The sequence below is a fragment of the Streptomyces sp. NPDC015032 genome, assembly GCF_043080425.1.
Lineage (GTDB): Bacteria > Actinomycetota > Actinomycetes > Streptomycetales > Streptomycetaceae > Streptomyces.
In genome coordinates this window covers 86,575-104,894 of sequence record NZ_JBIBVN010000026.1, presented here as the reverse complement: position 1 = coordinate 104,894, position 18,320 = coordinate 86,575, and the positions used below count along the sequence as shown (strand labels likewise).

Sequence of the window (18,320 nt, the reverse complement as noted above, 5' to 3'; positions counted from 1 at the left end):
AGTTGGGCTTCGAGGTCGGCGATGCGTTTCTCGGCGAATCGGAGGTTGGAACGGGCGCCTTCGAGCCGCTCCTGGAGCCTGCGGTGCTCCTGGGTAAGCTGGTGGACGCGGTGTTTGAGGGTGGTGTTCTCGGTGGACAGCTGCTGGACCAACTCGCCGGGGACCATCTGGTCGAAGTCACGGAGCTGGCCCATGAGTTCGCCGATCCGCTGCCGCTGGGCGAAGACCTCCTTCTGGGTGCGGGTCAGCTCGGACTCTGCGTTCAGGGCCCGCTCCCGCCAGGACGCCTCGATCCGGTCGTGCTGTTCCTGCCCGAGTCGGTCATGCCGACTGCGACTGTCGGCGACAGCGGACTTCACGAGGGCGCGAGCGTCTGTGTTCTCGTAGAGGAACGTGGCGGACACCCCGGCTCGTTCAGCGACGGCCCGGGCCGTCAGACGTCGGCGTTCGCGGCGGAGCTGACCGGTGGCCTTCTCGACCTGGGCGAGCTTGTCCTGGGTCTGCTGCCTGCGGGCCGCGATGGCGGCCCTGGTGGATTCAGGCCCGGAGCTCATGCTGCCTCCCCGGTGTTGTCTTCGCGGGCAAGTTCTTGGGCCCGGAAGGCGGTGCTCCAGACACGGCCGAAGTAGTCCTGGGGCCGCCGTAGGTCGAGTGCGAGGGCTTCCTCGAGGAGGCCGACGGCTTCCAGCGCTCTTTCCAAGCCGGTGATCGCCCGAGCGGTGGGCTCGAAGATCTCGTGCAGGTAATCGGCGGTTGTGCTGTCCGGGGCCCGCTCGGCAAGCATCCGCCACTGTTCCCGCTTGCGGTGCCAGTAGACGAGGTCGGCGCCGGTCATGACGAACTTGTCGCAGTTGTGGCAGTTGAGTTTCCAGGGGCAGGCGTTGCCGTCGACGACGGGCTGGAAGGTGCAGAAACCTCCTTCGGCCGGTGTCGACCTGCGGGTGAGATCGACCAGCATGGCTTCGGCTTCTTCCCTGGTCATCGGCTCGCCGGTGGTCAGCAACGTCCCCGGTTCCGCAGCGCCCGGACCGGCGACCCAGATGGCGTTGAGCGCGTCGTCGAGGCGGGGGTCGGTGTGGGCGAGATGGACGTAGTGCTCTGCCATCCGCTCGGAGACCTGGCCGAGGTAGCGCTTGACGTGCGTGAGGTCCGCGCCGTTGCGCAGGAGTTGGGTGGCCAGGGTGTGCCGCGTCCGGTGCGGGACGGAGTGTCCGATGTCGAGGGTGGTCACCCATGTGCGGAAGAGGCGGTGGAACCATCCGTAGCTCACGCCCTTCAGGCACCCGCGGTTGGCGGTCAGACGAGGGAAGAGCGCGATCTGCGACCTCTCCTCGGCGGTCGGCTCGCGTCCCTGCCGCTGGACGAACCTTGCGATCGTGGTGGCCTGCCGTCGCTCGATGGTCTGGTAGAGGCGTTCGGGGATGCGGATCGCGGCGTCGAGGTTGCCGACCTTCGTCTGGTCGTGCCAGAACAGCGGGACTCCGTTGTGGCGGCTGATGCATTTCAAGCGGGCGTTGAGGACTTCCTTGCAACGCCGGCCGGTGAAGACGAGCATCTCCCAAGGCATCCCGCAGGCCTCTGTCGCCCGGGTCGCCGGTCGCCAGGCGGGCCAGGTTGTCGGGGTGGGCGAGGGCGCGGGCGACATCGTCGGGGAAGGGACGCCGACGCCCGGTTCTCGTCAAGATAGGCAGCCAGATACGCCAGTGCCTCCGGCGACAGCGGGACGGGCTCGCGTGCTCGGGTGCCCTTGGAAATCACCCAAAGCTGGCCTTTTTGTCACTCGGTGTCGCCGAGCTGTACACCCAGCAGTTCCGATGCACGGCAGGCGGAGGAGATGGAGCACGCCAGCAGGGCCCGGTCACGGGTACAGCGCATCTGCTGGAACAGTGCGTTCCACTGATCGTCGGGAATCGCTCGCGGCTGACGAGCCGGGATCTTCGGCCGCATCCGGCCGCGCCGATACCGGACTCGTTCCTCGACCGGCGACCGGTGCGCGAGCGCGGCACGGCGGGCAGGATTCGCAGGGACCGGATTGGCTACCGGACCCCGGCCATAATGCAGGTGAAACGCGTAGAAGCCGTGCAGCACCGACAGTTTGTGCGCGATGCTGGCAGGCGCGTACCCAGATCGCAGCGCCGGCTTTCCCATGATCGCATTCACCGTACCGGGCTGGTATGCACCGCGTTTACGCTCCCGCTGCGGGTTCCGGGCCGATCGCAGCCAGCCCACCGGGACAGCCGTCTCCGACTCGGTAGCCCGCTCCCACCCCACATCCACTGCCCACGGCGCCCGGTACCAGCGGGGCAGGTCATACGCATGGCTCCGGCAGGTCAGCGGGCTCACATCACCGAGCATCCGGTCCAGCAAGTAGTCGCTGACCGGCACGGTCTCCTGACGCGCACCATCCACCACAACCCACGGAAGCGACGGGCTGTCACCAGCAAGCACCGCCCCGATCTGCGGCAGCCGAACCCGCCCATCCATCACGTCCCGGTGCGGATGCTTCGTTTACAAACATGCAGCGATCTTCGACGGGGAATCACCGCCGAGTCGATTCACGCCCTTCGATAGTGCAGTCAACAGACCAGTTCGGCGCCATCCTCGCCACGGCCGCGCCCGAACTCGCCGGGTACGTCCAGGCCGTGGCACGCCGGCAGGTCTTGGTGCGTGGCAGTGGTCAGCCTTGCCGGCGGAAGTCGAGCATGTAGAAGACCTTGTCGTAGCGGCGTTCGCCGACGGCGACGAAGCCGGGCAGGCGGCCGTACTGGGTGAAGCCCAGCGACCGGTAGAGGCGCAGGGCGTTGGTGTTGTCGCCACGGGCGTCCAGGGTGAGGACCTCGACCCCGGCTTCCTGGGCGTCAGCGATCAGGGCAGCGGTCAGTGCCCGGCCGACGCCACGGCCATGGGCAGTAGCCTCTACCGCGATCTTCTCCAGGTCGGCGTGCGGCCGATGGGTCGGTCGGGCGTAGCGGAGCCAGTACCCGAGCCCGACAAGCCGACGGTCGAGGTAAGCGGCGCGCAGGGCCGCTTCACCGGCCTGCACGGCAAAGACGACGTGGCCGAGAAGTTCGGCCACCTCATCCCGCGAGGGTGGTTCGACCCAGCCCAGGGCGGCACCTCCACTGACCAGATCCGCCAGGATCTGGTGGGCCGACTCCGCGAACCGGACCTCCAGCTCCGGATCGGAAGTCAGCTCCACGGCGTCAAGGATGGCGGGCTCAGGGGTCATGTCGCTGATCATGGCCGGCAGCGTAGCCAGCACAGGGCCCGGCCGAGGCCCCGCGCTCCAGTTTCGGTTGCAGGCACGCCGTTACTGCCCCATGCTGCTGGATGATCTGTTCCAAGGGGCAAGTGTGCTGCCGGGGGTGCCTGCCTTTCGCAGCGAGGTGGCTGCGGGTTCAGTGGGAGCCGTAGAGCCTGGCCAGTTCGTGGAACGCGGCCTTCGGCTCCCAGCCGTCCCCGGTCGCCCTGACCATGCCGAAGCCGGCCATGTCCAAGTCGTAGCGCGGGTCGGGTGAGTGCGGCTTCGGCGCGATGAACTCGAACACGTACGCCCCGTAGACCCTCTCGGCTGCGAAGAGTTCCAGTTGTTGTGACAGGTAGTCCGCCTGCACCTGCTCATTGCGGGTGAATGTGCCTGCCAGTTTGGGGGGATTGGCGGTCCAGTCGATGATGCCGTATCCGGCCGGGCCCATCTCGGCGGCGCCGTCAAAGGAGCAGCAGCCGAACTCGGTGATCACTATGGGCTTGCCGTGTTGATGGAATCGCCGGAGGTTGGTGGCGTAGTCGGCGTCGTTGTAGGCCATCCGGTAGTAATTCAGCCCCACCATGTCGAAGCCGTCCCAGTCCACCTCCTCCCACAGGCCTGCTCCGTAGGTCAGGTGGCCGCCGAAGTGCGTCCGGGCCACATCACGAGCGCGTGCGAGCAGGTCGTTCAGCTCCTGGTTGAACTGCGGCAGACGCGGCCACCACTGCGGGTCGGCCAGCTTGGCGGACCGGTCCGTGTGAGTGCCGCCGGGGATGATTCCGGAGCCGAAGACTGTCAGCTCGCAGCCGGCATTGAGGGTGACCTGGCCGTGCCGCTTTCGCAGTTCTTCGGCGGCCGTGGCGGCTGCCGCGAGGTGTTGCAGCATCGCGTCCGGCTCGGCTTCTATGAGCCGGGGCTGCAGGCTGACGTGCAACCCCAGGTCCAGGGCGGCACCGGCGGTCTCGGTCAGCCGCCTGATGTCGGTGCCGAAGAGGTTGACCGAGGTGCAGTTCAGGTCGTTGCGGATGACCGCCATGTGCCGGCGGATCAGGCCGCTGGGCACTTGCTCGCGTGACAAGCCGCTTTCAGCGTAGTTGGTGCCGGTGTCGTAGTTGATGCCTTTTTGGACCAGACCTGTCGTTTCCTCTCGCATGACCGGAGCTTAGGCCGGTCGGCTCCCGAGGGACTGGCTGCGCGCATGGGGCGAGGGCGTTTGACGTCGGTGTGTGAAGGCAGAGTTGGACACCCTTGCGACCGCACTCCGTGTGAAGACCGGCGACGTGCTGACGGCGTCTTCGCATCTCGCGCCCTGGCGGCCGGCCGTGGGGGACGACGTGCTGACGGCGTCTTCGCATCTCGTGCCCTGGCGGCCGGCCGTGGGGATCGCCCCCAAGCCCGTCGGCGCCGAGCTGGTCGCACTGGCGATGATGCAGGCCATGCCCGGCTTCACCTTGGAGGCCGGATGAGTGATTCCAGGGCCCTGCAAGCCGGGGAAGGGTCTGTGGCCGTCTGCGCCCTCGCACCGCCTCGTCGGTCTCCTTCTCCGGGCGGCTGTGCTCATTACCGTCCTCGTCCGTGCGGTGGCCTTGGCGGCTTTGAAGCGGTGGCGGTTGCGCTGCTGCACGGTTCTGCGTCGTCCGCGCGCCGCGGTTGATGCCGGACGCGGCAGCGAGCAGCACACTGATCCGTTCGGCAGAGCCGGGCCCGGGCGGGGGAAGGCCGGTGTCCGGGTCGGTCTCGCCGAGTGAGAGAGGGTGAAGGTGCAGGCAGCAGGAGGCCGCTTTCGTCGCCGGCTTTGGCCGCGTACTGCCACCAGGAGCGGGCGCCGTCGTCGGCGTCGGCGAGCTGCTGGGGGTGTGGGCTGCTTCTCGCCCTGTGGATCCTGCTCTCGGTACCGCGGTTTCCCGGCCACAGGCGAGGTGAGCGGCATCCGCTCCCGGGTGCACTGCGGATGCGGCGTGGCCACCGCACCACCCGGGGGCTTCAGCTCATTTGGGGAGTCCTGCGGTGGCCACCAGCGGCGGCGAAAGGGGAAGCTCGGAGGCTGTCCGGTTGGTTACAGCCCGACCGGGTTGAGGTAGGTGGCCGGGTGGGTGGCACCGTCCTGCTTGAGGATCTGGCCGCCAAAGGGCCACTTCAGGGTGAAGTGCTGCGTCTCGTTCGGCGGGGTGACCAGGAACTTCACCGGAACGAACTTCTCCTTCTGCGGCGTGGACCTGGCCACCGGGAGCAGGCTGATGCTGAAGTCCACCGTGTCGCCCTGCTTCAGGATCATCTTTTCGGGCTTCTTGGAGGAGCGCGCCAGCGACCAGGTCCCGTCGGTGTTCTGAGCGCCGGTCATGTCGACACCGGCGAAGCCGGACAGGGTGCAGGTGCGCGTGCTCCGGTTGGTGAACCAGATGTACGCCTGGGTCTGCTTCTCGGTCTGCTCCATCTCCGGCTTCGCGTCATCCCCCATGGCGAAGCCGGCCTTCAGGTCGGCGGTGTGGCAGCGGGCCGGCTCGGCCTTGGCGGGGGCGGCCGAGGCCGGGATGGCGGCAGCGGCGGTACCGGCGACGACGACGGCCGCAAGGGCCACGGCGGTCAGCTTGCTCTTCATGGAGTTTCGGTTCCCCTTTCGCATACGAATCGGCGCGCGATGGTCAGTGCGCTCCTGTGCACCTGAAGATGTGCAATGCCCGGGGGAGGTTCGATGTGCCGGAGAACCTTTTTTCCGGCAGCCGGGCTCCCTGCTGTGGCCGGGTTGCGAGAACTCATGCGGTGCGGGCCGTTGCAGCGTCGTGGGAAGGACACCGCAACGCCCGGCGACCTCGGTCGGCGTCCGGTCCAGCGCGGCGGGGCCGGTGGCAGCGTGCGACGTCCGTACCCGGCCTGGGTTTCACGCCGGGCTGCAGGGCACTTGGTTCGCCGCCCGTTGACGACACCCCGCGAGGCTGCGAGTCCGCCGCACGCTGCAGGGCGAGTTCACCGGTCTGCGCCCTCCGTACCGCATACGCTGGGGCCCGCCGCCGCGTGCCACGGCAGACAGCGGGCGGCAGTCAAGGGCACGGAACGGGAGGAAGAGCGGGATGACGCAGGCTGCGGGGAGCGAGCTGGACGAGCGGGTGCCGGGACGCCGGTGGACAGTGCGTCTGGACGCCGCCGGCCGGGGCAGTGCGGCGGTGCGCGTCTCGTGCAGCCGCCCCGCCTGCGCCGAGCAGCGTCTTCCCTCTGCGGCCGCCGGCCGGGCAACCGCGGTCGCCCACCTCAAGGCCCACCTGCGTGCCGCCCCCGCCCCCAAGCCCGGGGCGTACTGCGCGTGCAGGGCCGAGGGCTGCCACGCCCATCTGCCCGACACCGGCCGCAATGCGCGTGCCGAACCCTGGCGGTGCGGCGGACCGGTCGTCCTGGCCGTGGTCACCGACCGGGAAGGACGCTGGTGGCAGGCGCTGGAGTGCTGCTCGCGGTGCGCGGCCGCCACACCCGGGGCCAGGACCGCGGCCATCTCCCAGGCCCCCGGGCCCCAGCCCTGCGAACGCCCGGCCCCCGCTGCGGCGGGCGCAGGCGCGGGCACGCCGCAGTTCTCCGACCACCAGGTCGCGGCCGGGACGGGGGTGCCGGCTCCCCGCTGTGCACCCGTGCGGCGCCGCCCACCGCAGGCGAAGATCGCCCAGCGCGTCATCCCGCACCATCTGCGGCCCATCACCCTGCGGGACGAACTCATCGAACTCGGCGACCTCTTCCGCACCTACCAGCAGCGCGACCAGCCCGACCTGGCGCTCCTGGCCGACCTGCACACCCGCAAGGCCGGCGCGTTCGCGGCCTGGGCCGAGGCCACCGGCGACACCCGCCTGCGGCTGGAGGCCCAACGTGCCGAGCAGGCCGCCACCGCCGCCCGACTCCAGCACCAGCAGCGCACCGGCCAGACCACGAGCAGCAACGATCCGGCCGTGACCCGCCTGCTCACCGGCCCCGCCCAGTGGGACCACGCCCGGTCCGTCCTGGCCCACGTCACCGACACCGCGCCGCTGCCCGGTCCGCAGGCGCGCCTGCTGGTGGTGATGCTGACGCTGCGCACCGCGCACACCGGCACGGGCAACCTCGTCGGCCAGGACCTCACCGGGCTGGGCCTGAGCGAGCCGGAAGACCTGGTCGCGCAGCTGGCCGGCTCCGGCTGGCTGCGCCTTCCCGGGACCCCCGGTGACCTGCTCGCTTCCCGGCCCGAGAACCCCACCCCCATCACCGTCCCCTCCTTGGTTCCTGACAAGGACAAGCCGGGACCGTTCACGTTCGGCAGGAAACTGCGGCCCAAGCTCTCCGGGTGGGCCCAGAAGGTCGTCTCGGACAAGAAGCTCCGCAAGACCAGAGCAGGCGCCGGTCCCCGGCTGCTCGCCCTGGTCCTGGCCGCCCACAGCTCCCCTGACGGACGGCTGGGCCCCGGCGGCCAGGGCGCCGGCCTGGACCACCTCGCCTCCTGGTGCGCCGTCGGCCCCGGCGAACTGGCTCCTTGGGCCGACCAGCTGGCCGCCGCGGACTGGCTCACCGAGCCCGCCCTCACCACCACCCGTCTCACCGGCCGGCTGACCGAGCGGGTCCTCCCTCTCACCTGCCCCCTCACCCAGCCGGGCCCGGCCGGGACTTGAGGTACGTCATCCGTGCGGGTGAACCCGTGACGGTGTCGTCCGCCCTGGCCCGCAGGTCCGCCGGCTGATGGGCGGGCATGGCGGGAGGCGGGCCGCGTTCCAGCACGCCGTCCCGGTCCGGCGTGCTGGAACGCAAGGAGCGTGGCATTGCACCGGCCCTGCACCAACGGGATCACCCTCAGCAGCTCGTCAGTGTTCGTTGGCGTGCCGGGACCGGGACGGGGCACGTCAGGGAGGCACGGTCGTGGGCGACCGCTCTTCGTGGGAGTCCCGCAAACTCCGCCACTGGGCCGAGTGCAGTGGGCAGCCCCGCCGCGCCGGCCTTCGAACCAGCCACCCGGCACCCGTGGCCTCACCGGTGCAGGCACGGCTGGAAGCCGCATCCTGGAGCAACTGGGCACCTCTGCGGATCTGTGCGCGCGCCCCTTCGGTATCGCCTCACTGACCGGCTCGGGCACGTCCCTCGCCCTGCGCCTCGACGCCTGCAGCGGACACCCCCGCAGCTCCGGCAGTCTCTCGCCGGGGGTGTCGCTGAAACAGCGGCATCTGCCGGTCGGCCGGTGGCCGGATCCCGGCTTGGATGAGCAGGTCGCGCAGGTGGGCAACCGATCGCCAGGGGTGAGCGGGCTCAGGCCGCCGTGGGTGAGCGGGACCTCGCTGCGGGCCAGGGCCCGAAGGCTGCACTGGGCGTGGGGCCTGCTGGCCCAAGTCCAAGCGTGACAGGGGCCGGCGGATCTGCCACGGGGCGTCCAAGAGCGGGAGCAGTTCGGTGCGCAAGGAGCCGGTGCTGTCGTCAGGGACTTCGCGGAGGCGTTCGGTCAGGACGCGCCGGTGGCAGACCCCGCGCCGGTGGCCGGGCTGGAAAGCTGCGCCGCAGACCTGCGCGCCGTGCTCCCCGATGACGAGTGACCAGCGCTCACAGGAGGGCGGCTGCAACTGGTCACCGGGTCTGGTACGTGACAGACCCGCAGCTCACACCGCGTCCACAGCCAGCAGTCCAGTCACCGGTGATCGCCTTGCGCGCCCGCTCCCCCACGGACCCGGCCGCGCACCTGAACGGATCAGCCCGGCTCAGCCCCGCGTGGGCTGGTCACAAGGGCCGGTCCTGGACACGGACGTGCTGCAAGAACTGGTGCGTGGACCGGGCGTGGACCGGGTGGGGCCTTGCCCGGCACCGCCGGCAAGAGGGTCTGTTGTCAGCGGTGCGAGAGGGCATCGGATAGCGAAGCCGGTTGTCCGGATCAGCGTGATCGGGTCCTGGGCGGGGTGGCCGGCTCAAGCCGTCCGTACCTCTTCGGCCTCCTCGCGGGCACGAGCCGCGGCCGTGTGATCGCCGGCCAGGGCGTGTGCCTCGGCCAGGGTGTCGAGGCCGACGGCCAGCCACCTGCTGGAGCCGATCTGCCTCCAGAGCCTGACGGCGGCTTCGGCGCGCCTGCGGGCGGGTACCGAGCGGCCCACTGCGAGTTGTGCCCCGGCGAGCGCATACAGTGTCGCCGCCTCGCCCCAGAGGTTGCCGAATTCCCGGTAGGTCCACAGGCTCCGGGCCAGCAGGCGGCGTCCTTCCCCGTGCTCGCCCTGCCGGACCAGGATGTCTCCGAGCCAGCAGGTGGCGTGTGTGGCGCTGAGGCGGTCGCCGAGGTCCTCGCTGATCGCGGCGGCTTTCCGGTAGGCGTCGGCGGCGGCCGGGTAGGTGCCGAGTGCGCGATGGCTCTGGCCCAGGCATCGCAGGGCTTGGGCCTCCCCCGGCCGGTAGCCCGCGACCCGGCTGACCTGGAGGCACTTCGTGAACCGCGCGACGGCGGCCTCAATGCGTCCCTGTTCGAGGTCGATGACGCCGAGGCCGTTGGTCGCGTAGACGAGGCAGTTGACGTTTCCTGCCGATTCGGCGAGTTCGGCGGCCTCTTCGAAATGGAGCACGGCAAAGGAGTACTGGCCCAGGAGCCGGTGCACATAGGCCAGGCCGGCCGTGGCGCCGGCCCGGTACGTGGGCCCCTGGCCCTCGGCGAGCAGCAGGGCCTGCTCGAAGTGGTTCAGTGCTTCCGGATAGCGGTCGAGGATGGTGGTGAGTTCGCCGAGGCAACGGTGGACCTTCGCGGCGCTGTGCCGGTCGCTGTTGCTCAGGGCCGCCTTGAGCGCCCGGTTCTGGAGCCTCTCCCAGTCGTCGAAGTGGCTGCCGACCTGGAAGAGGGTCGTGAGGGCGGTGGCCAGCCCGGCGGCGGGAGCGACGCCTTCCCTTGCGTCCAGCGCCTGCTCTGCCACGTTGATGAGGAACTGGCGTTCGTCGTTGAACCAGGCCAGCGGATCGGTGAGCAGCTGATCGGCCGCGGCCAGCCGCCAGGAGGCCAGGTCCAGCTGTGAGATGCCTTGGAAGTCGACGCTGAGGGTGTTGGCGGCGAGGTCGGCGAGGTGCAGGCTCGCCCCGAGCAACCGGGTGAGCGCGGCGGTACGTTCCTGTTCCGGGACGTCCTGCTCCGCTCGCTCCCTGCCGAACATCCGTACCAGGTCGTGCAGTTGGTAGCGGATTGAGGTGGCGTTCGTTGAACCGATCTCCACCAGGTGTACTTCGACCAGGTCGTCGAGGACGGCCTCCGCCCGGGGCAGGTCCGCGTCCAGCAGCGCGGCCAGCGCCCAGGCGCCGAAGCCCGGTCCGGGCAGCAGGGCGATCATCCGCAGGGCGTGCTGTGTAGCCGCGGCCATCTGCTGGTAGGTCAGTTCGAGGCTGGCCCGTACGGCGATGTGGCCGACGGCCAACTCGTCGAGCTTGCGCTGCTCGTCGGCGAGGGCGCGTGCCACCTTGGCCAGGGGCCAGTGCGGTCGGGCGGCCAGCCGTGCACCGGCGACCCATACCGCCAGGGGAAGGCCGCCGCAGGTTTCCACGATGGAGCGGGCCGCCCCCAACTCCGCGTCGGTCCGGTCCCGGCCCAGCATCCCGCGCAGCAGGTCGAGCCCCGTCGCGGGGGCCAGTATGCCCAGGGGGAGCCGGCGGCCGCACAGTTCCGCCATGGTCGTCCGGCTGGTGATGATGGTGGCGCAGCGCACGCCGCTTGGCAGGAGGTGACTGACCTGCTGGGCGCTGGCGGCGTTGTCCAGGACGACGAGGACCTGCTGCCCTGCCAGCAGGGTGCGGTAGAGATGGACGCGGTCGGTCAGCTCTGCGGGCACAGTACCGCCCGGGATGCCGAGCGCGCGCAGGAAGGTGCCCAGGACCGTGAACGGGTCGGCCGGCTCGTCGCCGAAGCCCCGCAGGTCCGCATGGAGCTGACCGTCCGGGAAGCGGGAGGCGAGCAGGTGCCCCGTGTGTACGGCAAAGGCGGTCTTGCCTACTCCGGCGGGGCCGGTGACCAGCAGCATCACCGGGCCGGGCCGTTCTTCGCCGAGCAGCCGGCGGGCCTGGTCCGCCTCGTCCTTGCGGCCGACGAAGAGTGACAGGTCCGCCGGGAGGAGCCGGGGTACGAGCTGGCGTGCCATCGGCGGGTTCACCGCCGTGCCGCTCCTGCCGGCCGGCTTCGTGGTGGCGGGCGGTGCAGCGGGGCGGGGCGCGGCCGGCTCCGGGTCGCCGGTGAGGATCCGTTCGTACAGCCGCTGCAACGCCGCGCCGGGGTCGACGCCCAGCTCGTCGGCGAGCCGCCGCCGAGCGCGTTCGTACACCTGCAGTGCTTCGGCCTGCCGTCCGCACCGGTACAGGGCCAGGATCAGTTGCCCGGTCACCCGTTCGTCGAGCGGATACGCCTGGGCCCGGGCGGCCAGTTCGCTCACCATCGCGTCGTGCTGCGCCAGGCGCAGCCGCACATCTGCCAGCTCCAGCTGGGCGGCCAGCCGCTCGCCGTCGAGGAGGTGGCGCTGCGCGTTGAACCATGGGGTTTCCACCCCGGCGAACGCGCTGCCCCGCCACAGTGCCAGGGCTTCCCGCCACAGAGCCTCCGCCTGCCCGTCGCTGTCCGCCTTCCGGGCCCGGCCCGACAGATCGCGGAAGTGGTGTGCGTCCACCGCCGAGGGCTCGACCGCCAGCCGGTAGCCGCCGCTCTGTTCCCGTGTGATGGCCGTGCCGTCGGCCGCCAGTACGCGCCGCAGCCGGGAGACGTATCCGTACAGTTTCCGGCGGCCGTACGCCGGCTCGGCCGCCCCCCATACCCGGTCCACGAGCGCGTCGGCCGGCACCGCCCGGTCCGCGTCGACGAGCAGCGCCGCCAGCACTCGGCGCTGCATCCCGTGCCCCACGTCGACGGGGACCCCGTTCCGCCGTACCTCGATGGTCCCCAGGATTGCGAAGCGCGTGGTCATCACACCCCCTGCGTCACCCGGTCGTCTTCATGCCACACTCTGGGCGCCACCGGCCCGTGGTCCTAGGCGGATTCAAGCTTTTCCGAAGTTTGCCGATGCCGGCCCCTGGGCCGTGAGCGGCACGTCCCCGGGGCTTCAGGAAAGTGGGCCTGTACCGAAAACGGCAGGTGTGGGGGCGCGGCGGATGCTGCCTGGCGCACGTCTGCGGCGCGGGCTGCGAGGCAGTCGGTCCAGGAGGTCCTGGCGAACCCGGCCCGGCGGGCGGTGGTGCCGGGGTGGGAGGGGTCGTGGTTCCATCACTGGCTCGATCGTCGCCTGTGCCAGGGGCATCACCGGCCTCGGCCCGATCCCGCGTGGTCTGGTCCTCGAGCGGTTCCTCGGCCCCGGGCTCTCTCATCGGTGCCGGTCCGATACCGGTGTGCGGGCTGTTCGGGCCGTTCGGCTGTTCGGGCTGAGCGGGCCGTTCGGGCCGTGCCGGCCGTGCGGGCCGTGCGGGCCGTGCCGACTGTTCGGGCCGTGCGGGCCGTGCCGACTGTTCGGGCCGTGCGGGCTGTTCGGGCCGTTCGGGCTGTGCGGGCTGTTCGGGCCGTTCGGGCCGTTCGGGCTGTGCGGGCCGTTCGGGCTGTGCGGGCTGTGCGGGCCGTGCGGGCTGTGCGGGCTGTGCCGACTGTTCGGGCTGTGCGAGCTGTGCGGGCTGAGCGGGCCGTGCCGGCTGTGCCGGCTGTGCGAGCTGTCCGGGCTGTGCGGGCTGTGCGGGCTGTGCGGGCTGTGCGGGCTGTGCGGGCTGTGCGGGCTGTGCGGGCTGTGCGCCGAAGGCGCCGGGCTGGGCTCGCTGCGCCGGGCCGGCGTGCCCATCGGCCCGCAGCAGCGTGCCGTCCTCGAGACCGTGGCCGCCGCCCTGGTGTGGTAGGGGCCGGCCGCCCTGGGCGAACCGCCACGGCGGAGAGCTTGCCCGGGGGTGCCTTCGGCTTGCCCTCGTCGGTCCCTCCGGCGGAACAGGCCGCGACGAGGCTCGCCGGCCCCGGGGGTGCCCCTATCTGTTTCGTCAACCCTGCCAGGGCTGGTTCATGGGGGTTGGTCATGGTTTCCGGGAACGTCCCGCTTCGCGGGACGTTCCCGGCGGATCGGGTGCCTGATGGGCAGCGCGGGGGCCGGCAGGGCTGAAGTGGCCGTGCCGGTGCGCGGGTGTGATGGGGCCTGGAAGGTAGGGGTGGTGGGGGTCTCAAGCGGCGAGGCCGATGTCGTCGGGGGTGCGTGGTTCGTAGAGAGTGTCGGTGCGGATCATCGCGTGGATGACGTTCACGCGTTGCCGGGCCAGGCGGAGGATGGCCTGGGTATGGGTCTTGCCGCGTGCGCGTTGGCGGTCGTAGTAGATCCGGGAGGACGGGTCACTCCTGCAGCCGATCGCGGCGAACGCGGCCTGGAACAAGGCACGTTTGAGAAGCCGGTTGCCGCGGTGCGGCGCGTGCTCACCGCGGATCGAGGTGCCCGAGGACTTCGTGGCCGGGGCGAGTCCGGCATAGGAGGCAAGGTGTCCGGCAGTGGGGAAGCCGGTGCCGTCACCGATCGCGACGATCACCGCGGCCGTGGTCCTGACGCCCAGACCGGGCAGGGACGTCAGGAGGTGGAAAAGAGGGAGAGCCTCCAGCAGGGCGGCGATCTCCTGCTCGGTGGCCTGACGCTGGGTATGGGCGGCGGCGAGCTGGGCGGCCAGGCCAGGCACGATCAGCGCGGACGCCTCGGTGCCGGGAACAACCAGGGTCTGCTCGGCGAGCGCGTCATAGATCTCGGTGGTGAGGTGGTGGGCCTTGCGCGAGCCGTGTGCCTTCAGCAGAGCCTCGCACCGCGTGCGGCCGAGCTTCTTCAGCCTGGCCGGGGAGCCGTGCCTGGCCAGAAGGGCCTGAACGTAGGGGTAGGCCAGGCGCGGGCCGAGCACGCGCTCCAGGGAGGGATGGATCTGGGAGAGCAGGCCGCGCAGCCGGTTGGTGGTGCGGTTGACCTCGCCGGCCAGGTCGTTGTCGTAGCCGGTGAGCATCGTCAGCTCGGCCAGCACCTCGTCGTCGCGGTCCACCGCGCGCAGGGTGTGCGGCATGGATCGGGCGGTCTCGGCGATCACGAACGCGTCGCGGGCATCGGTCTTGGCCTCGCCCGGGTGCAGGTCGGCGGCCCGCCGCATCGACAACCCGGGCAGGTAGGCGACCCGGCAGCCCGCCGCGCGGGCCACCGTCAACGGCAGCGCGTCGATGTTGGCAACCTGGTCCACGATGACCAGAACGGTGCCGAACTTCGCCACCAGCTTGGTGAACAGCTCCAGCAGTTTCGGCTCGGTGTTGGGCAGCCGCTTGTCATGCACGGTTCTGCCGTCCTCGGTCCGGCCGTGGGCGTGGTGGAACTGCTTGCCCAGGTCCAGGCCGAGGAAGAGATCTGTCGCGGTCGTGTCGACCATGTGCGCGTGCCCCTCGCCTCTCGTCGCCTCAACTCCCGGCCGTCCCTGCGGCACCACACGCCGGCAACCACGTTACGCAGACATCCCCACCCGCAAAGCGGTCCGGCATTGCGCCGGACCAGGCGGTCGTCAGGCCCCTCATCAGCGGTCAAGCGGTGCCCCGAAGCCCGGCGGCAACACCCCCCAGGTCATCGACTTCGACAGGGGGCACACAGCCATACCGGACCCGGGGGCCAGGCGCCCCATTGCGGGGCCACGAAAAAGGCAACGGGGCGGGCTCTGCCTCCGGGGGCGCGGCTGCCTGGCGGCGGGCGGCTGCAGCGGCGGCTTCGTCCCGGGCGACGTCGTCGGCGTGGCAGCTCCCGCACGCGGACGGATCACCGGCCCGCCACGCATAGCCCCGCGTGGCGGTCTCCTCCCAGCGCTGGTCGGTGAGCTTCGCCCCGCACCGTGAGCACGCCCGCCGCGCCTCCGGCTCCGCGGCCCGGCACCGTTCCTCCTCCGCGTCGGCGCGATCGGTCTGGCGGCGGCAGAGGACGTCGCTATCGAGGTTGTCGAGCGCGGCTGTCAGCCACTGCTCGCCCTCGCGGCCCAACCGCCGCCGCACCACCGCGCCCGCGCCGTGCTTCTGGAGCTGCTCCAGGGCGGTGACGGGCACGGGCACGGGGACGGGAACGGGAACGGGGACGGGGACGGGCACGGGGACGGGCACGGCCTGGCGTAGGTCCGGGCGGTGATCCCCCGGTGGCGGGTGCCCGGCGCGACGCCCGGTAGCGGGGGCCGGTAGCGGGGGCCGGTCTCTTCCGGCACGGCGACGGTGCCGGCGGCCTTCACGGAGGTGGTGTCCGCGAACACGAACGCGAGTGGCGGCAGGCCCTGCCTCCCGGCCGGCGGGCAGCCCCGGCGCCACAGCCGCTTCTCGTGGTCGGTGTGCCCGATCGCGTCCGGCCGGGACCGGGCCGGACGCATCGTCTTGTCGTCCGCGTCCGGCGGCAGCCGGAACGTGGACCTCGCGCAGCCGCGCTCCCCTGTCCGCCGGTCTCCGGCGGCCCGGCGGCGGACCGGATCGCCGGAGTCCTCGGCACGCCCGTCCAGCCAGGCGGGAAGGCGGCCATGACCGCGTTCGTCGTCCGGTGCCTCCTCGGCCGCGCTCTGTTCACCGAGCCGAGCGCGAACCCCGCCAAAACACTGCTCCGCCCCGGGCATGCCTCGGACATCTGCCGGCGGGAGGACCTGGCGGAGCTGCTCGCCGCCGGCACCCTCATGCCGCGCGCGGTGGAGAAGGCCGGCGCTCACCGCTCGCGTCGCTGCGCCCGGCACCGGCGCCGCAACCCGCATGAGCATCCGGGTACCCGTACAGCGCCAAGACGGCGCCCCCTGCCCGCCGCGTCCCGGTCGTCCAGGAAGGCGGCCAGGGTGCGGCGTTGCGCTTCCTCGCGGACGGCCTGCCGGGCGAGGACGTCGCAGCAGGGGGCGGCGGCGAGGCCGGGCGGCGGCGAGGCCGGGCGCCCGGCCCCCTCGGCGGGCGGGCGCCGCCGGTCCCGCCGCAGTGCGCGTACCGTCCCGAGCGGGCTGCCCCGGCCGTTCCGGTCGTTCCGGTCGTGTGGGCGGTGCCCAGCAGGAGGCGGGTCAGTCCACGCAGATGGTCTGCGTGCCCGGACAGGTCCCGGCGCTTGCCCGCCCGGGCCCTCGGGACGGTCGGCCGGGCCGCGGCGGGCAGGCCGTGCCCGCCGGTATTGGTCACCGTCCGGCCCGGACGAACCCTGCTGTGCGCGGTCACGTCCGTCGGACAGCCGCCGCGCGCGTGGCCTCCTTGGAACCTACGGCAGGCCACATGTCAAGCAGCGACTTGCCGATACTTCCCGGCGCCCCACCGCCACGGCGGGTGAGTAGACGTCAGAAGATCACCTGCAAGGGCTAATGGACGTTCAATCTCCCAGAATCCAGGCATTTCTGACGGATAATCAGCTTGTGTTCGGAGTGCTGAAAAGGAGCTCTGCACACCCGATCAGCCCCACGGAGCCGGGGGTCCCGATTTGCTCGACATGACAGCAATGGGGGGCGTTAGTACGTTCAATCACGCACCGGCTGTCACAGCGGGACTGTCTCTGAGTCCGAGAAGGAGAACAAGCGACATGATCATGACCCGTTCCCAAGCGATCGCCACGGCCGTCGCGGCCGCCGCGGCACTGACCGCGACCGGCATCACCTACGCCACCGCCGCCCCCACCCCCCAGGCCCAGGTGGCCCCGGTCACCGTCCCCGCCCAGGCCCTCATGGGCGGGGAGGGCGGCAACACGGGCAAGGGCAACGAAGGCAAGGGCAACGAAGGCAACGAGCGCCGGGGCAACGAGCGCCGGGGCAACGAGCGCGAGGGCAAGCGCCACCACGAGGAGGGCAGGATCCACATCAACGAGCGCGAGTTCTCCGGCCGCCCCGACGGCTGCATCACCGTTGTCAGCGGCCTGGGCGCCAAGAGCTTCAACATCCGCAACGACAGCCGCAACGAAGTCGAGGTCTTCCGCGGAGCCGTGTGCGACAACGGCGCCCCCATCGCCACCGTCGGCCCCCGCAGCACCGCCAACAACGTCCGCCCGGGCAAGGACGAGGACGAGAACTTCGAGAAGGGCGAGCACCACGAGAAGGGCAAGCACCACGAGAAGATGAATGACGGCGTGAAGGTCAAGAACGGAGTCGTCGCCAGCTTCCGTGTCGTCAAGCGCCACCACAACGAGAAGGGCGAGGGCGGCGAATTCGGCGAGGGCGGCGAATTCGGCGACTACTAAAACCACCAACCCCCTGATGCGCATGCCGCAGAACCCCGGCCCGCCGTAATCGGGCCGGGGCCCATTGGCCAGGCGCACAACACAGAATCCCGGCCCGCCGTAATCGGGCCGGGATTCTCCTCTGCCACCCAAGGATATCCCTTCCCGGAACATCCGGCTCGGGACCGCAAAGGCGCCTGGAGGCATCAACGAGGACGGTATACAGCCCTACGGACAGGGAACCCAACCGCGCACAGCACCCCAGCGAGCCCGGCCCATCCGTTCTCGACATCACCACAACCAACGAAACAACCACCCACACCGCCATGACCACACCCGAACAGCAGTAGACCACTTCAGGGACCGGCCCCATACACAAAGCGCCCGGGCGAACCAGGAACCACAGCACACATGCACACGTACACCCGGCAGCGCCCTGCCCAGCACACCGGCCGCCTACACCAGGCACCAGGCACCAGGCACCAGGCCGGAACCCGGACCAGACAGCCCCCAGGCACACGGCGGGCAAGACAGGAACGAACACAGCCCCGCTCTTCAGCGCACCCCATCACCACCGAACAGAACAACAGCCCGCCTGCACACCACGAGATGCCAGTACCGGTGCCAGTGCCGGTACCGTGCCGATGCCAGTGCCGGTACCGGCGCGGGCGCCGGTGCCAGTGCTGGTGCGGGCGCCGGTGCCGCTGCCAGTGCTGGTGCGGGCGCCGGTGCCGCTGCCGGTGTCAGTGCTGGTGCCGATGCCAGTGCCGCTGCCGATGCCGGTGCCGGTGCAGATGCCAGTGCTGGTGCGGATGCCGGTGCCGGTGCCGGCGCGAGTGCCGGTGCCGCTGCCGGTGCGAGTGCCGGTGCGGGCGCTGGTGCCGGTGTCGGTGCCGCCCTTCAACTCCTGGCCGAAAACAGGCACTTGTGTGCCTTTTTACTCCTTCCCTGCCGCTGCC

Annotated in this window: 14 protein-coding genes and 1 pseudogene; 5 read left to right on the top strand and 10 right to left on the bottom strand. The window is 70.9% G+C overall.

Annotation, left to right across the window (positions count from 1 at the left end; genetic code table 11):
* The 5 genes from ACF08M_RS29435 to ACF08M_RS29415 all read right to left on the bottom strand — a co-directional run.
* Nucleotides 1-554: DUF6262 family protein (locus tag ACF08M_RS29435; protein ID WP_392188288.1), on the bottom strand; the 554-nt coding region annotated here is incomplete at its 3' end.
* Nucleotides 551-1,567 (bottom strand): tyrosine-type recombinase/integrase, encoded by a 1,017-nt coding sequence (locus ACF08M_RS29430; protein ID WP_392188287.1) that lies wholly within the window; start codon nt 1,565-1,567, stop codon nt 551-553. The genes ACF08M_RS29430 and ACF08M_RS29435, both read right to left, overlap by 4 nt.
* Before the next feature lie 209 nt (nt 1,568-1,776).
* Nucleotides 1,777-2,487, bottom strand: a complete 711-nt coding sequence (locus tag ACF08M_RS29425; RefSeq protein WP_392188286.1) for a hypothetical protein — start codon at nt 2,485-2,487, stop codon at nt 1,777-1,779.
* Between the two features lie 190 nt (nt 2,488-2,677).
* Nucleotides 2,678-3,241, bottom strand: a complete 564-nt coding sequence (locus tag ACF08M_RS29420; RefSeq protein ID WP_392188285.1) for a GNAT family N-acetyltransferase — start codon at nt 3,239-3,241, stop codon at nt 2,678-2,680.
* A 157-nt stretch (nt 3,242-3,398) separates the two neighbouring features.
* On the bottom strand, nt 3,399-4,400 hold the full coding sequence (locus tag ACF08M_RS29415) for an abortive infection protein (protein WP_392188284.1): 1,002 nt from the start codon (nt 4,398-4,400) through the stop codon (nt 3,399-3,401).
* 73 nt (nt 4,401-4,473) lie between these two features.
* Between ACF08M_RS29415 and ACF08M_RS29410 the strand changes: the two genes are divergently transcribed.
* A complete protein-coding gene (locus tag ACF08M_RS29410; protein ID WP_392188283.1) occupies nt 4,474-4,713 on the top strand; it encodes a hypothetical protein in 240 nt (79 codons plus the stop codon).
* 590 nt (nt 4,714-5,303) lie between these two features.
* On the opposite strand, the gene ACF08M_RS29405 is transcribed toward ACF08M_RS29410, so the two are convergent.
* Nucleotides 5,304-5,846: a DUF4232 domain-containing protein gene (locus tag ACF08M_RS29405; protein ID WP_392188282.1), complete on the bottom strand. Its 543-nt coding sequence runs from the start codon at nt 5,844-5,846 to the stop codon at nt 5,304-5,306.
* A gap of 469 nt (nt 5,847-6,315) precedes the next feature.
* On the opposite strand from ACF08M_RS29405, the gene ACF08M_RS29400 reads away from it, so the two are divergent.
* Nucleotides 6,316-7,869: a hypothetical protein gene (locus ACF08M_RS29400; protein WP_392188281.1), complete on the top strand. Its 1,554-nt coding sequence runs from the start codon at nt 6,316-6,318 to the stop codon at nt 7,867-7,869.
* 1,275 nt (nt 7,870-9,144) lie between these two features.
* Here the strand turns inward: ACF08M_RS29400 and ACF08M_RS29395 are convergent.
* A complete protein-coding gene (locus tag ACF08M_RS29395; RefSeq protein ID WP_392188280.1) occupies nt 9,145-12,150 on the bottom strand; it encodes a BTAD domain-containing putative transcriptional regulator in 3,006 nt (1,001 codons plus the stop codon).
* Between ACF08M_RS29395 and ACF08M_RS29390 the strand changes: the two are divergent.
* Together ACF08M_RS29390 and ACF08M_RS29385 are read left to right on the top strand one after the other, a co-directional pair.
* Nucleotides 12,119-12,523: pseudogene (locus ACF08M_RS29390) on the top strand (hypothetical protein); the annotation flags it as partial. The gene ACF08M_RS29395 and the pseudogene ACF08M_RS29390 overlap by 32 nt on opposite strands.
* Nucleotides 12,415-13,314, top strand: a complete 900-nt coding sequence (locus tag ACF08M_RS29385) for a DUF4573 domain-containing protein (protein ID WP_392188291.1) — start codon at nt 12,415-12,417, stop codon at nt 13,312-13,314. The pseudogene ACF08M_RS29390 and the gene ACF08M_RS29385, both read left to right, overlap by 109 nt.
* A 58-nt stretch (nt 13,315-13,372) precedes the next feature.
* Here the strand turns inward: ACF08M_RS29385 and ACF08M_RS29380 are convergent, their stop codons facing one another.
* Together ACF08M_RS29380 and ACF08M_RS29375 are read right to left on the bottom strand one after the other, a co-directional pair.
* Nucleotides 13,373-14,596 carry an IS110 family transposase gene (locus ACF08M_RS29380; RefSeq protein WP_392188279.1) on the bottom strand — a complete coding sequence of 408 codons (1,224 nt, stop codon included), beginning with the start codon at nt 14,594-14,596 and terminating at the stop codon, nt 13,373-13,375.
* 148 nt (nt 14,597-14,744) lie between these two features.
* Nucleotides 14,745-15,260, bottom strand: a complete 516-nt coding sequence (locus tag ACF08M_RS29375; RefSeq protein WP_392188278.1) for a hypothetical protein — start codon at nt 15,258-15,260, stop codon at nt 14,745-14,747.
* A 1,471-nt stretch (nt 15,261-16,731) separates the two neighbouring features.
* Between ACF08M_RS29375 and ACF08M_RS29370 the strand changes: the two genes are divergently transcribed.
* Entirely contained in the window at nt 16,732-17,382 is a 651-nt protein-coding gene (locus ACF08M_RS29370; protein ID WP_392188277.1) for a hypothetical protein, read from the top strand.
* Nucleotides 17,383-17,929: 547 nt separating this feature from the next.
* Here the strand turns inward: ACF08M_RS29370 and ACF08M_RS29365 are convergent.
* Nucleotides 17,930-18,286 carry a hypothetical protein gene (locus tag ACF08M_RS29365; protein ID WP_392188276.1) on the bottom strand — a complete coding sequence of 119 codons (357 nt, stop codon included), beginning with the start codon at nt 18,284-18,286 and terminating at the stop codon, nt 17,930-17,932.
* Nucleotides 18,287-18,320: the final 34 nt, after the last annotated feature.

Bases quoted from the DNA above. Each gene is read 5' to 3' on its own strand.
- ACF08M_RS29400 (WP_392188281.1), top strand. From the start codon at position 6,316: ATGACGCAGGCTGCGGGGAGCGAGCTGGACGAGCGGGTGCCGGGACGC.
- ACF08M_RS29430 (WP_392188287.1), bottom strand. From the start codon at position 1,567: ATGCCTTGGGAGATGCTCGTCTTCACCGGCCGGCGTTGCAAGGAAGTC.
- ACF08M_RS29395 (WP_392188280.1), bottom strand. From the start codon at position 12,150: ATGACCACGCGCTTCGCAATCCTGGGGACCATCGAGGTACGGCGGAAC.
- ACF08M_RS29405 (WP_392188282.1), bottom strand. From the start codon at position 5,846: ATGAAGAGCAAGCTGACCGCCGTGGCCCTTGCGGCCGTCGTCGTCGCC.
- ACF08M_RS29415 (WP_392188284.1), bottom strand. From the start codon at position 4,400: ATGCGAGAGGAAACGACAGGTCTGGTCCAAAAAGGCATCAACTACGAC.
- ACF08M_RS29380 (WP_392188279.1), bottom strand. From the start codon at position 14,596: ATGGTCGACACGACCGCGACAGATCTCTTCCTCGGCCTGGACCTGGGC.
- ACF08M_RS29420 (WP_392188285.1), bottom strand. From the start codon at position 3,241: ATGATCAGCGACATGACCCCTGAGCCCGCCATCCTTGACGCCGTGGAG.
- ACF08M_RS29370 (WP_392188277.1), top strand. From the start codon at position 16,732: ATGATCATGACCCGTTCCCAAGCGATCGCCACGGCCGTCGCGGCCGCC.